Annotated in this window: 11 protein-coding genes; 7 read left to right on the plus strand and 4 right to left on the minus strand. The window is 61.7% G+C overall.

All coding sequences use genetic code 11. From position 1 onward, the window contains the following. Window positions 1–17: 17 nt before the first annotated feature. From tssE to tssJ, 4 genes are all read right to left on the minus strand, one after another. On the minus strand, window positions 18–497 hold the full coding sequence (tssE, locus tag ACUXV1_RS22945; protein WP_019101088.1) for a type VI secretion system baseplate subunit TssE: 480 nt from the start codon (window positions 495–497) through the stop codon (window positions 18–20). Between the two features lie 3 nt (window positions 498–500). After that, window positions 501–1,202, minus strand: a complete 702-nt coding sequence (gene icmH / locus ACUXV1_RS22950; protein WP_019101087.1) for a type IVB secretion system protein IcmH/DotU — start codon at window positions 1,200–1,202, stop codon at window positions 501–503. Window positions 1,203–1,209: 7 nt separating this feature from the next. Next, window positions 1,210–2,556 carry a type VI secretion system baseplate subunit TssK gene (gene tssK, locus ACUXV1_RS22955; RefSeq protein WP_446016753.1) on the minus strand — a complete coding sequence of 449 codons (1,347 nt, stop codon included), beginning with the start codon at window positions 2,554–2,556 and terminating at the stop codon, window positions 1,210–1,212. A 270-nt stretch (window positions 2,557–2,826) separates the two neighbouring features. After that, a complete protein-coding gene (gene tssJ, locus ACUXV1_RS22960; protein ID WP_446016754.1) occupies window positions 2,827–3,366 on the minus strand; it encodes a type VI secretion system lipoprotein TssJ in 540 nt (179 codons plus the stop codon). Window positions 3,367–3,546: 180 nt separating this feature from the next. Here tssJ and ACUXV1_RS22965 point away from each other — a divergent pair, with 180 nt between their 5' ends. The 7 genes from ACUXV1_RS22965 (at window position 3,547) to ACUXV1_RS22995 (ending at window position 12,511) form a co-directional block, all read left to right on the plus strand. Next, window positions 3,547–4,413 carry a M15 family metallopeptidase gene (locus ACUXV1_RS22965; RefSeq protein WP_231138246.1) on the plus strand — a complete coding sequence of 289 codons (867 nt, stop codon included), beginning with the start codon at window positions 3,547–3,549 and terminating at the stop codon, window positions 4,411–4,413. Window positions 4,414–4,440: 27 nt separating this feature from the next. Further along, window positions 4,441–8,208 carry a type VI secretion system membrane subunit TssM gene (gene tssM, locus ACUXV1_RS22970; RefSeq protein WP_240315081.1) on the plus strand — a complete coding sequence of 1,256 codons (3,768 nt, stop codon included), beginning with the start codon at window positions 4,441–4,443 and terminating at the stop codon, window positions 8,206–8,208. A gap of 13 nt (window positions 8,209–8,221) precedes the next feature. After that, window positions 8,222–9,241, plus strand: coding sequence for a type VI secretion system-associated protein TagF (gene tagF / locus ACUXV1_RS22975; protein WP_043640824.1), 1,020 nt, complete (start codon window positions 8,222–8,224; stop codon window positions 9,239–9,241). A gap of 83 nt (window positions 9,242–9,324) precedes the next feature. Beyond that, window positions 9,325–9,837, plus strand: coding sequence for a type VI secretion system contractile sheath small subunit (tssB, locus tag ACUXV1_RS22980; protein WP_043640826.1), 513 nt, complete (start codon window positions 9,325–9,327; stop codon window positions 9,835–9,837). 3 nt (window positions 9,838–9,840) lie between these two features. Next, entirely contained in the window at window positions 9,841–11,325 is a 1,485-nt protein-coding gene (gene tssC / locus ACUXV1_RS22985) for a type VI secretion system contractile sheath large subunit (RefSeq protein WP_043640828.1), read from the plus strand. Between the two features lie 112 nt (window positions 11,326–11,437). Further along, window positions 11,438–11,935 (plus strand): Hcp family type VI secretion system effector, encoded by a 498-nt coding sequence (locus ACUXV1_RS22990; protein ID WP_043640831.1) that lies wholly within the window; start codon window positions 11,438–11,440, stop codon window positions 11,933–11,935. A 141-nt stretch (window positions 11,936–12,076) separates the two neighbouring features. Beyond that, window positions 12,077–12,511: an OmpA family protein gene (locus ACUXV1_RS22995; protein WP_052370795.1), complete on the plus strand. Its 435-nt coding sequence runs from the start codon at window positions 12,077–12,079 to the stop codon at window positions 12,509–12,511. Window positions 12,512–12,642 lie beyond the last annotated feature (131 nt).

Here is a 12,642-nt window from a genome sequence, read left to right on the forward strand (position 1 = left end):
GGCGCTGTCAGGCTGGGTTAGCCTTGTACCTTGTATACGTTGGAGGAGAGTTGCAGGGTGGCGTCGAAGGTGACCGGCGGCCGGTGCGGATGTACTTTCAGCACCGCGTCGACGCGGAAGCGCAGGTGGCGCTCCATCTCGCGCGGCGCGTCGAGGTTCACCCGCACGCGGGACAGGCGCGGTTCGTGCATTTCGATGGCGCGGCGCAGTTGTTCGCGCAGCAGTTCCCGGTCGTGGGGATTGAGCAGGCTGATGCCGGACAGATCCGGGATGCCGAAGCTCAGCATGCTGTCGTGCGCTTGCGGATACATGTCGAACAGTTCTTGCAAGGGCGCGAGCCGGGTGTTCAGCAGTGCTTCCAGATCCCGCGCCAGCGAGCGCTTGACCTGCGGCAGTTCGTACAACATGGTTTCCGCGCCGTGGCTGTTGTCCGGCTGGTCGTCCAGCAGCCGGTCCAGCACCGACGGCAAGATCTGGGCGTGGCGGCTGCTGTGCATGGCTTACAGGCCGAAAATGGATTGGAGCTGGTTGGACAGCAGCCAGCGGTAGGCGACGAAGATGCCGGCGCCCACCACGGCCAGCAGGGCGAAGTACAGCCACAGCGGCAGTTCATGGCGAACAAAGGCCTGGAAGCGCTGCGGCAGCTGCCAGTTGGGCGCGAACTCGGCCTTGCCGCCGCGCACTTGCTGGATTTCCTGGCCCAGCTTGTGGGTCAGGTAGCCCAGTTTTTCCTGGCCTTCCAGCAGGTATTTGCCTTGGAAGCCCAGCAGCAGGCAGGTGTAGAACACTTCCAGCGGTTCGATATGAGCGGCCGGGTCCAAGCGCAGCTGTTCCAGGCGGTTGAAGAAGCCCTCGCCGGCAAGATGCTCGCCAAACAGCCGCAGCTGCAGCGGCATGCGCTCCCATTCGTCACGGATGTCGAACTCGGAAGACAGGATGATCTCGTCCATCAAGGCGCAAAACGCGTACTTGGAGTGGTTGATGGCGTTCTGATCCTTGCCGAAGTTGCGGGCGTTGCGCTCGTATTGGTTCAGAAACTGGTCGACGCGGCGGTTGAACTCCACCGCGCTGCTGGGGGCGTTGCCGTCCCGGAGCAGGAATAGCAGGTAGATGCCGTCTTCCAGCATTTCGCGCAGGGTGGGGGCCGAGGCGGAGGCTACGGTCAGCGGGCGTTCTTGGAGAGTTGCGGCGGTTTGGTTCATGGCGGCCTCAGCGGAATACGGCGATCAGTTCAAGCGTCAGGTTGGAGAGGGTCTGCGGCATATAGATGCAGATGCTGCGCGATTGCAGCATGCGGCTGAAGATCTCGCCGTGCGGCTCCAACGCGAAATAGTGGTTGCCCACCCGCACCGGGATGGCGGACGGGGTTTGCGCCGCATGGCTGAGCGCCACGCCGCGCATCGCGGAGTTGAGGATTTTTTCCACGTCGTCCGGCGCGCCGATTTTCATCTTCAGCGGGACGCTGTCGATGATCTGGCTGGCTGGCAACTCGCTCTGCACTGACAGGTAGTAATCGACGTTCTCCAGCAGGCGGTCGCTTTCCAAGCGGCCGATGTAGAAGGACGGCTTGGGCGAATGCAGCGGGATGATGGCGTAGCGCGAGGAGATCACGGTTTCCAGCAGCTCGCGGATCTGCGTGTCCAGCGCCGCCAGCACGGCGTGCAGGTCGTCGTGGCGGTAGGCCGGGATGTCGGACAGGGTGTAATGGGTGGAGAAGGTTTGCAGCTCGCCGCAGAATTCGGCCAGCGCCAGGTACAGCTCTTCCGGGTGCAGGGGGCTGGACAGCGACAGGTGGCGCAGCTTGGCGAAATTGCGGTTGACGGTGTGCAGCAGCCAGAAAGAGCTGATGTCGCTGGAGCTGTACCCCATCACGTTCTTGGCGCGTTCACGCTGTCCGCCGGACAGCGCCTGGTTCTTGACCAGCAAGATGTCCAGCAGGCGGCGCAGCATGTGACTGACCTCGCGCGAGCCTTCCACCGTGACCAGCGGGGGAATGAAGCCGCCGCCCAGGCTCCATTGGCCGGTGGCGTCTTTCTCCAGGCGGCACAGCGGAATGGCGTCGTAGCCGTCGCGGTTCTCTTCCTCGATCATCAGCCGCACGTCCAACTCCAGCGTGGACAGGTCGGCGTCCAGTGCCTGGGTGTACAGGTCGGCCACTTCCGCGCTGGCGCTTTGAAAGCGGGTGGGGCGGGACATGACTTCGCCGTTGCGGGTATTGCCGCCGTAAGGCTGCATATGGGCGAGACAGGCGTAAAGCGTGGTCTTGATGCCGGCTTGCGGCAAGGTGTTCAGGTCGCGGGACAGCGGCAGCGGCGCACTGGCCGGCGCTTGGTACAGCGTGCCGTCGCGGAACAGGATGGACAGCGCGTCGATGCGGACCGCGCCGCCCTTGAGCGCCTGTTCGTCCAAGGCAATATGCTGCAGGCCCCAAGCGTGGCGCTGGCTCAGTTGCTGCCGCGAGGCGACATGCTGCTCCAGCAAGAGGGTTTGCTGTTGAAAGTGCTGCGGGCGCAGAAACATGCCTTCGCCCCAGAGCACTCGTTTGGCTTGTTGCATTACTGATACACCTTGTCTGGAAATCTACTGAAATCTCAATTGCGCCTGAAAATTCATTGGCTTGTCAGTCGGGCCAGGCCGCGGTGGGCGAAGGGCCGAACGGGCTTTGAGCCATGTCATGACCAAGGCGGTCCGTACCCGGTAATAACACCCTGTTCAAACTGTGTACACGATCGCTAAAATGCGCGACATTTTGCAGCAAGAGCGCAGCCCTTGTCATGCAAAAGGGTTTGTTAATTTTCAGCGTTGGCTTGGCGCCGTTTTCAGGCGTCAGTTCCGGCTGGCGGCGCAGTCCGCCTTGGCGGGCGAAGGCTGGCCGGGCATGGTCAATGCCTTGGGCTTGATGGCTTCCAAGTGGCAATCTGCGGCGCGGAAGCTCAGATCTTTACTGCGGACGGCGTCTGCGTCATACAACAAACGCCAGAAGTGGGCATCCGGCCGGCGGAAAAAACCGACGACGCCGATGAATTGAGCGTCTTTTTCAATGGTGACGTCTTCCAGTGTCACTTTGCCACCTGGCAAAAAGGTCAGTTCTTTGCTGCTGATCAGGCTGTCGCCCAGCAGTTCTGATTCAGGCTTGCCGCTGGACAGCGCCTCCATGGTCAGACGGTTGAAAGCCTGCTGGTTTTTCAGCTGGTAGACGTGCACCACTACGGACAGTGGTTTGCCTTTGGCGTCGCGGTTTAGCGAGGGGCTGCCCTCAGCTTTGATGTCGATGGTCTTCGTGCTGGAACAAGCGGTCAGAGAGGTAATGACAATGGCGTAAAATAGGGTGCGTGCCTGTTCCCAGTAGGGGCGTTTTTTCATCATGACGGCGGTTCCTAACGATTGGATTTGTGACTATCTGCTATCGAAAGTATCCCAAATTTTTGGTTTAATTGGAATGCATGTCCCATTGCACATTGATTTGCACGCAGTTATTAAAATTCGAAATCGGGTAGCTCAAGCTATTGATTTAAATTGTAATGTCATTTATTGTCTCGCGTCAAAATGCATTTGAACTATATATTGCCGATTCTGGTGCTTGGCATCGTTTTGCTCCTGTCTTGGCTGGGCTGGAAATTCTTCCTGGGACAGCCCCGCATCTTGGAAGGAAATCGCTCTCCAAAGCCGGTGTTGACCGGGGCGGAGGCCTTGGGCGCGCTTGCGGCCGGAAGACCTGAAAAACGCAATGAAAAGCCGGCGGTAAGCGCCGCTTTTTTGCGTGCGTCGCGCCGTGCCCCCAGCGTAGCCGCGCGCTATTGGCGGGTGTGGCTGCCGGTGGTGTCGCTGCTCTTGGTGGCCCTGGCGGTGGCCATCACGCTGAAGTTGAACCGTTTTCATCGCAGCCCGGAGTTTGAGGTTTCCGAGTATGCGCAGGGCATGAGAATCAAGCAGACGCTGCTTGAAGAAAAACTAGTGCCGCCGCCGCCGCTTCCGCCGGAAGCTTTTGTCAATGTCATTGCGGAGCGGCCCAGCCTGGGACATGCGGATCGAGACTGGAGCAAGCTGAATCCCGAGTTCGTGCAAGTGGTGCTGCGGGTCATGGAAAGAATGAAGGCCAGGGGCTTCCCCATGGTGCTGCTGGAGGGCTATCGCAGTCCGGAGCGTCAGGATTCTCTGGCCGGGCAGGCCACGCTGGTAACCAAGGCCAAGGGTGGGCAGAGCAAGCATCAATACGGCTTGGCGGTGGACCTGGCGCCCATCCGCGAAGGCAAGGTAGTGATATCGGAACGTGATCCCTGGGCGATGCAGGCTTACAACGCGCTGGGAGAAGAGGCGACGGCGGCCGGCCTGACTTGGGGTGGCAACTGGAGTTTCAAGGATTTCGGACATATCGAGCGCTCAGGCTCGCTGAAGTCCTTGCTCAAAAAATAACGGTTTTCAAGAAGGTGGTGGGTGTTTATGAAAGGTTGGCTGCGTCACGCCAAGGTGGCTTCGGCGATCGGGTTCCTGATCCTGATCGCTCTGATCTGGTTCCTGGGACCGTGGTTGGGCCTGGAGTCGCTGGAAGCCCGTTTGGGCTGGATTATCGGCGTCATGTTGTTATGGGTGCTGACCCTGCTGGTGGGCCAGGTTTTGGCGCGCCGTGCCGGCGGTCTGGTGGAGCGCATGCTGCGCAAGCAGGCTGACGAGGCGGTGATCAACGCCAGCTCCGACAAGCGCGCCGAGGTCACCCTGCTGCGCCAGCGGCTGTTGGGCGCGATAGACACCCTGAAGAAATCCAAGCTGGGCAGCGCCAGCGGCAGCGCCGCGCTGTACGAGCTGCCTTGGTACATGATCATCGGGCACCCGGCTGCGGGCAAGAGCTCGGCGATTCTGCAGTCCGGCCTGACCTTTCCGTTCAGCGACAAGAGCGGTATTCAGGGTGTGGGCGGCACCCGCAACTGCGACTGGTTCTTCTCCACCGAAGGCGTGCTGTTGGACACCGCCGGCCGTTACGCGACTCAGAGCGAGGACCGGGTGGAGTGGCTGGAATTCCTCAAGCTGCTGAAAAAGCACCGCGCCAAAGCGCCGGTCAACGGCATCCTGATCGCCATCAGCCTGCCGGAGCTGGCGCAACACCATAGCGAAGGCTTCACTCTGTACGCGCGCCAGATCCGCGAGCGCATTCACGAGGTGTGCAACACCTTCGGCCTCTTGGTGCCCATCTATCTGGTGTTCACCAAGCTGGACCTCTTGGGCGGCTTCGCCCAGTTTTTCCAGGACGCCAGCGATGAAGACCGCGCCAGGGTTTGGGGCGCGACGCTGAGCGCGGATCAGGGCACGGGTTTCGACGTGGCCACCGTGACCGGCCAGCAGTTTGAACTGCTCTACCGCGGCCTGGTGCAGGCCGGCGAGGAAAAGCTGATCCAGTACCGCGGCGACCAGGTCAAGCCGGCGCACTTCGCCTTTCCCATTGAATTCCACGGCTTGAAAGAGGCGGTGGTTAAATTCGTCAAGCTGCTGCACGAAGAAGACCCCTATCACGCGCGTCCCCTGCTGCGTGGTTTCTATTTCACCAGCGCCTTGCAAGAGGGCGTGCCGCGCATCGTGGCAGCCAATCGCGTGCAAGGCCAATTCGACCTGAGCCAGGGCGGCCAGGAGATGAAGCAGGCGCCGGCGTCTTACAGCTACTTCCTGCGCAATCTGTTCCGCGACGTGCTGTTTCAGGATCAACACCTGATTTCGCGCCAGACCAAGCCCAGCGGCAGCCGCTGGCGTTTGTTCGGCATGGCCGCCGGGGTGTTGTCGCTGGCCGCGCTGGCCAGCTTCTGGACCTGGTCCTTCATCGGCAACCAGCATTTGCTGGACGAGGTGAAGGCCGAGCGCGCGCAGGCGCAAAAGCTGGCCGCCAGCGGGCAGTTGTACGACAAACTGCGCTCGCTGCAGATCTTGCAGAAGCGGCTGGAGGAATTGCAGGCTTACCGCAAGAACGGCGCGCCGTGGCAAGTGGGCCTGGGCCTGTATCAGGGCAAGGAGTTGGAGCCGCAACTGCGTCGCGAGTATTTCACCGGCTTGAAGGAGGTGATGCTGCGCCCGGTGCAGCGCAATCTGGAAACCACCCTGGTGGCGCTGAAGCCGGAGTCTCCGGCGCCGGCTCCCGCGCCCGCGCCGGTTGTGAGCGAGCCGCCCAAGCCGGCCGCGCCCGCGCCGTTCAAACCCAAGCCTAAAAAGCACGCGCCGCGCGGCGGTTTGCCCAATATCAACCTGAGCGCGCTGGATTGGCCGCAGCGCGCCACCACCGCCAAGCTGGAAGCCTCCTCGGCGCAAGGCGAGCCCGCATCCGCTCCGCAGCGTAATCCGCAGCAACTGGACGCCAGCTACAACGCTTTGAAAACCTATCTGATGCTGCATGAGCAGAAGCGCATGGACGAAGCGCATCTGATAGACCAGCTGCCGCGCTACTGGCGGCCCTATCTGGAAAGCCAGCGCGGCCAGTATTCGGTGGAAGAAGTGATGGCGGTGGCCGAGAAGCTGGTGGCTTTCTACGTTAGCCAGATCAAGGAAGCGGACCTGCCGCTGATCGAGAACAACGCCAAGGTGGTGGGCGAGGCCCGCGATGTGCTGCGAGGCTCCTTCAAGCGCCTGTCCGCCCAAGAACGGGTGTTCAACGAAATCAAGGCCCGCGCCAACACCCGTTTCGCCCCGTTGACCGTGGCGCGGATTCTGGACAACCGGGATCTGGACGTGATGGCCGGCAGCCAGATGGTAGAGGGCGCCTACACTCGCGAAGCCTGGAACACCTATGTTAAGGGCGCTATCGACGAAGCCAGCAAGGGTGAAATCCGTAGCGACGATTGGGTGCTGGCCTCGTCTACTCAGGACAATCTGGGCCGGGACGGCGACGTGGAGAAAAACCGCGCCGCGCTGGAGGCCCTGTACCGCGCCCAATACGCCGCCGCCTGGAAGAAATTCCTGATCGGCGTCACCACCCGCGACTTCACCAATCCGGCCCAGTCCGCCTCCGCGATGGCGCGCTTGTCCGATAAGCAAAGCTCGCCCATCAAGCTGGTGCTGGCGCGCGCGGCGATGGAAACCGCCTGGGACAACCCGTCGGAGCTGAACCGCTCGCTGGAAAACGCCAAGCAGTCGATGCTGGAAAAAACCGCGGAATTCCTCAAGGGCGGCAGCTCGCCGGCCCAAGCGGACAAGACCAAACTGTACGGCGAAGTGGGCCGTCAGTTCGCCGGCGTGGCGCAACTGGTCAAGGGCGACAACCCGCCGATCAACGCTTACCTGGAACAGTTGGCCAAGCTGAAAGCCAAGCTGGCGGCGATCTCCAGCACCGACGAACCCGGCCCGCAAGCCCGCGCCGCCTTGCAGGCGACCCTGGGCGGCTCCGGCTCGGAGCTGGGCGATACCGCCTCCTTCGTAGACAACACCCTGCTGAGCCAAGTCACGCCGGAAACCGGCGAGATGGTGCGCCCGATGCTGGTGCGCCCGCTGACCCAGTCCTACAACGCTCTGCTGGGGCCGGTGGCCAACGACATCAACCAGGCCTGGGCCAACGAAGTGCTGCCCCAGTGGAAGCAACTGGCCGGCAAATACCCGTTCGCGGATTCCAGCAACAGCGCCTCGGTGGCGGAGATCAGCCGCTTCGTCAAGGCCAACGACGGCACGCTGGACAAATTCATCAACAAATACCTGAACGGCCTGGTGCAGAAGAAGGGCGACCAATTGGTGCCGCGCGCCTGGGGCAATATGGGCGTCAAGTTCAACCCGGCCTTCCTGTCCAGCGTCAGCAGCCTGTCCGCTCTGGCCAACGCTCAACTGCAAGACGGCGAAAACACCCGTTTTGAACTGCAGCCGACGCCGACGCCGGGCCTGTCCGAAATCGTGTTCGAGGTGGACGGCCAGGAACTGCGCTACCGCAACGGCCCGCAGGCCTGGCAGCCGTTCACCTGGCCCGGCAACGGCCAGAACGCCGGCGCCCGCATCCAGGTGGTGTCCTACAGCGGCGCCAGCAGCGTGGTGGGCAACCAGCCGGGACGCATGGGCCTAATGCGCTTGCTGTCCAGCGCCAAGGTCAGCCAGGACAGCCCGGACTCCGCTCAGCTCACTTGGAACCTGCGCAAGCCCGACGGCGAGGCGCAAACGGTGAAATTCAATTTCCGCATGGTTGGCGGCGTGAATCCGCTGCAACTGAACAAGCTTTACAAGCTGACCTTGCCTGAGCGCGTGACGCTATAAGGGAGACACAGTCATGGCGTTCAATTTCAAGCGGGCGCAGGAAACGCCTCCGCAATTCTGCATTTTTGGCAAGTTGCCGCGCCGCGGCGACTTCGTCCGCGTCAATGCCACCCACCCGGCGGCCACTCAGCTGGACCAGCTGCTGGCGCAAAGCCTGGGCGGGCTGGAGGCCGGTCCGGACGCGGTGGAGCGCTACCGCGCGATGCCGGGCACCAGCTTTGTGCTGCGTAGCCGCGACCAAATGTGGCTGTCGCTGGGCGTGATGCAGCCCAGCCGCGATGAAAGCGGCCGTAATTATCCTTTGGTGGCGGCCTCGCTGATGCCTTGCGACGGGCCTTTGCCGCCGCTGTCGGTGTTGATGCTGGCCAATGAGCTGTTCTTCTCCGGCTTGAAGGAGCAACTGAGCAGCGCCATCGACAACGCGGTGGAAATGCTGGCTTGCCGCCAGTTTCTGGAGGAGCAGTCCTTGTTCGGCATCTCCTCCGTGGCGGATCTGGACTTGGCGCAGCAACTGCTGGAGCGGCATCTGAGCGTGACGCCGGCTTCTCATCTGAGCCGGCTGTTGAGCAGCCGGGGCCTGCCGGATCTGGAAACGGTGCTTCTGGCCTTCACCTTCCACCACCAGCTGTTGCGCAAGTTCCAGGGCAGCCTGACGGCGCAGACCTATCTGCTGCCGCTGCCGGACAGCGATGGCGAAGACATGTTGGCCGCGGCCACTTGGTTGTCGCTGTACCAGGCGGCTACCGCCGGCCAGGCCGGCCAAGCGGAGCAATGTCTGCTGATTCACCGGCCGGAAGGGCGCTTCCTGGCCCTGCTGCCGGGCGACTTGAACGAGCAGATTGTCTCGCAGTGCTGGGGAGGGCAGCTGGATGCCCGCTTCATCGTCGACGTGGCTGAGCCGCAGGCGCCGTGGCGCAGCCATCAGGCCTACGCAGAAGCGGCTTACATCCTGGGGCGGAGGCTGAACGATCCGTCCATTTCGGTGGCGCAGTTGCGCGAAGTGGCGTCCAGCCTGTCGCGCAGCGTGGCCTGAGTAGTGACGTAACACCGGAACGGCCGGCGATATCCGCAGAGGCCGCTCCAATCAGAGCTTTGTGAACTTGAGAGAGAACCATCATGGCCAAAGAAAGCACACAGAAAAAACTGTCGCGGGTACGCCCGCCGCGCGTGCAGATCACTTACGACGTTGAAATCGGCGACGCCATCGAAACCAAGGAACTGCCCTTCGTGCTGGGCGTGCTGGGCGACTACTCCGGCCACAGCAAGGAGCCGTTGCCCAAGATGAAGGAACGCAAGTTCGTTCAGATCGACCGCGACAACTTCGACGAAGTGCTCAAGGGCATGGCGCCGCGCCTGGCCATCAAGGTGGACAACAAGCTGAAAGACGACGGCAGCCAGCTGGCGATGGAGCTGAACTTCGAAGAACTGGCCGATTTTGAGCCGCAGAACGTGGTGGATCAGGTCGAGCCGCTGAAAAAACTGCTGGACGCGCGCAAGCGCCTGGCCGACCTGCGCAACAAGATGGCGGGTAACGACAAGCTGGAAGAATTGTTGGACGAAGTGGTGCGCGATACCGAAAAGCTGAAGGCAATCAGCCAGGCCGCGCATCCGGACAAAGCGGGAGAGTGATAGATGAGCGCAGAACAACAACTTGAGGCCGTCGCGGCCGCAGCACCGGCGGCGGCCGGCAGCCTGCTCGACTCCATCATCGAGCAAAGCCGCGTCGCCACCAACGACAACGAAAAGGGCCACACCCGCGACCTGATCGGCGAACTGGTCGACCAGGTGCTGGAAGGCAGCGTCAGCGTATCGCGAGACCTGTCCGCCAGCATTGACGCGCGCATCGCCGAGATCGACGCGCTGATCTCCTCCCAGCTGAACGAGATCATGCACCACAACGACTTCCAGAAGCTGGAAGCTTCCTGGCGTGGTCTGAAGTATCTGGTGATGGAGTCCGAAACCAGCACCATGCTCAAGATCAAGGTGCTCAACGCCTCCAAGAAAGACCTGGTCAAGGACTTCAAGGCGGCGCCGGAATTCGACCAGAGCGCGCTGTTCAAGAAAATCTACGAAGAAGAATACGGCACCTTCGGCGGCGCGCCTTACGCCGGCCTGGTGGGCGATTACGAATTTACCCGCCACCCGGAAGACTTCTACCTGCTGGACGAACTGTCCCATGTAGCCGCCTCCGCGCACGCGCCGCTGATCACCGCGGCCTCTTCCGGCCTGTTTGGCCTGGAAAGCTTCACCGATGTGGGCAAGCCGCGCGATCTGGCCAAGATCTTCGACACCGTCGAATACGCCAAGTGGAAATCCTTCCGCGAGTCGGAAGACTCCCGTTACGTCGGCCTGGTGTTGCCGCACGTGCTGGGGCGCCTGCCTTACGGCCGCGACAACGTGCCGGTGGAGGAATTCGACTTTGAAGAAAACGTGGACGGCAGCACCCACGAAAAATACCTGTGGACCAACGCCTCTTACGCCTATGCCGCGCGTCTGACCTCCGCCTTCGCCCAATACGGCTGGCTGGCGGCCATCCGCGGCGTGGAGGGCGGCGGCCTGGTGGAAGGCCTGCCGGCCCACACCTTCAAGACCGACGACGGCGAAGTGGCGCTCAAGTGCCCCACCGAAGTGGCGATCACCGACCGCACCGAAAAACTGCTGTCCGACTTGGGCTTCATCTCGCTGGTGCACTGCAAGAACACCGACTACGCGGCCTTCTTTGGCGGCCAATCGGTGCAGAAGGCCAAGACTTACAACACGGACTCGGCCAACGCCAACGCGCGCCTGTCCACCCAACTGCCCTACATCTTCGCGGTATCGCGCATCGCGCATTACATGAAATCCATCATGCGCGACAAGATCGGCAGCTTCGCCTCGCGCCAGAACGTGCAGGACTTCCTGAATACTTGGCTGGCGCAATATGTGCTGCTGGACGACTCCGCCAGCCAGGAAGCCAAAGCCAAATATCCGCTGCGCGAAGCGCGCGTCGACGTGGTGGAAGTGCCGGGCAAACCCGGCGTCTATCGCGCCGCCGCCTTCCTGCGGCCGCATTTCCAGCTGGATGAACTGACTATTTCCCTGCGTTTGGTGGCGGAACTGCCGCAACCGGCGGGTTAAGGCTGGAGAGTCCGCGCGCGTCCGCCGGGTTTAGGCGCGGCGGCGGGCGCGGGCGTCTTTTGGAATGGGGGGCTTAGCCTCCAATTTTTGACCTTTGTTTAAGGAGAAGTAAATGGCTTTTGATGCATTCCTGAAAATTGACGGTATTCCTGGCGAAAGCAGCGACGACAAGCACAAAGACTGGATCGAGATCCAATCCTTTGCTCACAAACTGGAACAGCCGGCCCAGGCTACCGCCAGCTCCGCCGGCGGCGCCACCGCCGAGCGCGTGAACCACGCCGCTTACGAAATCACCCACTTCCTGGACAAAGCCAGCCCGAAGATCTACGAAGCCTGCTGCAAGGGCCAGCACATCAAGGAAATCACCATCGAACTGTGCCGTGCCGGTGGCGACAAGGTGAAGTACATGGAGATCAAGATGGAGCAAGTCCTGATCGCCAAGGTTGAGCCGCATGGTTCCGCTAACGACAACGGCTTCCCCAGCGAAAAAGTGAGCTTCACTTACGGCAAGATCAAGTGGACCTACACCCAGCAGAAACGCGCTGACGGCGCTGGCGGCGGTAACGTCAGCTCCGGTTGGGACCTGACCGCTAACAAAGCGATCGCCTAATTTCCTAGCGGTGCTGGAAAGCTGACCCGCCCGTCGTTCGGGCGGGTTTTAGGCATCCGGGAAACTGCCGCGCGCCAGCCCGGCGCAGCGGTTTCCCGGCTGCTCTTCGCCATGTTTAAAGTCAATCCGGGAAGTAATGCTATGAAACGTTTGCTGATGGTCGCCGCGCTCGCCTTGTCGCTGGTGGGCTGCAAGACCAATCCTAACGCTCAACAAGCCTCGAAAGACCCCGCCGTGATCAAGGCGGCGGAAGAAAAGGCCGCGCTGGACAAGGCCGTGGCCGCCAATATGGCCATAGACCCCAACCTGATCCCGTTTGAAAAAATGAGCCCGAAACTGTCCCCGGTGGGCGAGGCTCAATTGCAACTGCTGCTGCCCAAGCTCAAGACCGCCAAATCCATTCTGGTGCGCGGCCATTGCTACCGCGGCGACATCGGCAACGCTCGCGCCGCCGCGCAAACCCGCGCTATCGCCGTCAAGCAGTTCCTGACCGATGCCGGCGTGCCTGCCAATAAAATCACCGTGCGTTACGACACCGAGCGTCAGTTGCACGCGGTGCGTTTGATCGCCAACTGAATCTCGGCGCCGGGCCGCCATGCGTAAGCGGGCGGCCGGGCGTTTTCGGGTGCTTAAGCAAACCCGGCGCTACCGCGCAGGGTTTGCTTAAGGACTCGCCAATTGCGCAGTCGATTTGAATCGGGTTAACG

The organism is Chromobacterium sp. W521 (genome assembly GCF_052805975.1).

Coding starts and splice junctions, on each gene's coding strand:
- ACUXV1_RS22965 (WP_231138246.1), top strand. CDS start 3,547: ATGCATTTGAACTATATATTGCCGATTCTGGTGCTTGGCATCGTTTTG.
- tssE (WP_019101088.1), bottom strand. CDS start 497: ATGCACAGCAGCCGCCACGCCCAGATCTTGCCGTCGGTGCTGGACCGG.
- tssB (WP_043640826.1), top strand. CDS start 9,325: ATGGCCAAAGAAAGCACACAGAAAAAACTGTCGCGGGTACGCCCGCCG.
- tssJ (WP_446016754.1), bottom strand. CDS start 3,366: ATGATGAAAAAACGCCCCTACTGGGAACAGGCACGCACCCTATTTTAC.
- ACUXV1_RS22995 (WP_052370795.1), top strand. CDS start 12,077: ATGAAACGTTTGCTGATGGTCGCCGCGCTCGCCTTGTCGCTGGTGGGC.
- tssK (WP_446016753.1), bottom strand. CDS start 2,556: ATGCAACAAGCCAAACGAGTGCTCTGGGGCGAAGGCATGTTTCTGCGC.
- tssM (WP_240315081.1), top strand. CDS start 4,441: ATGAAAGGTTGGCTGCGTCACGCCAAGGTGGCTTCGGCGATCGGGTTC.
- tagF (WP_043640824.1), top strand. CDS start 8,222: ATGGCGTTCAATTTCAAGCGGGCGCAGGAAACGCCTCCGCAATTCTGC.
- tssC (WP_043640828.1), top strand. CDS start 9,841: ATGAGCGCAGAACAACAACTTGAGGCCGTCGCGGCCGCAGCACCGGCG.
- ACUXV1_RS22990 (WP_043640831.1), top strand. CDS start 11,438: ATGGCTTTTGATGCATTCCTGAAAATTGACGGTATTCCTGGCGAAAGC.
- icmH (WP_019101087.1), bottom strand. CDS start 1,202: ATGAACCAAACCGCCGCAACTCTCCAAGAACGCCCGCTGACCGTAGCC.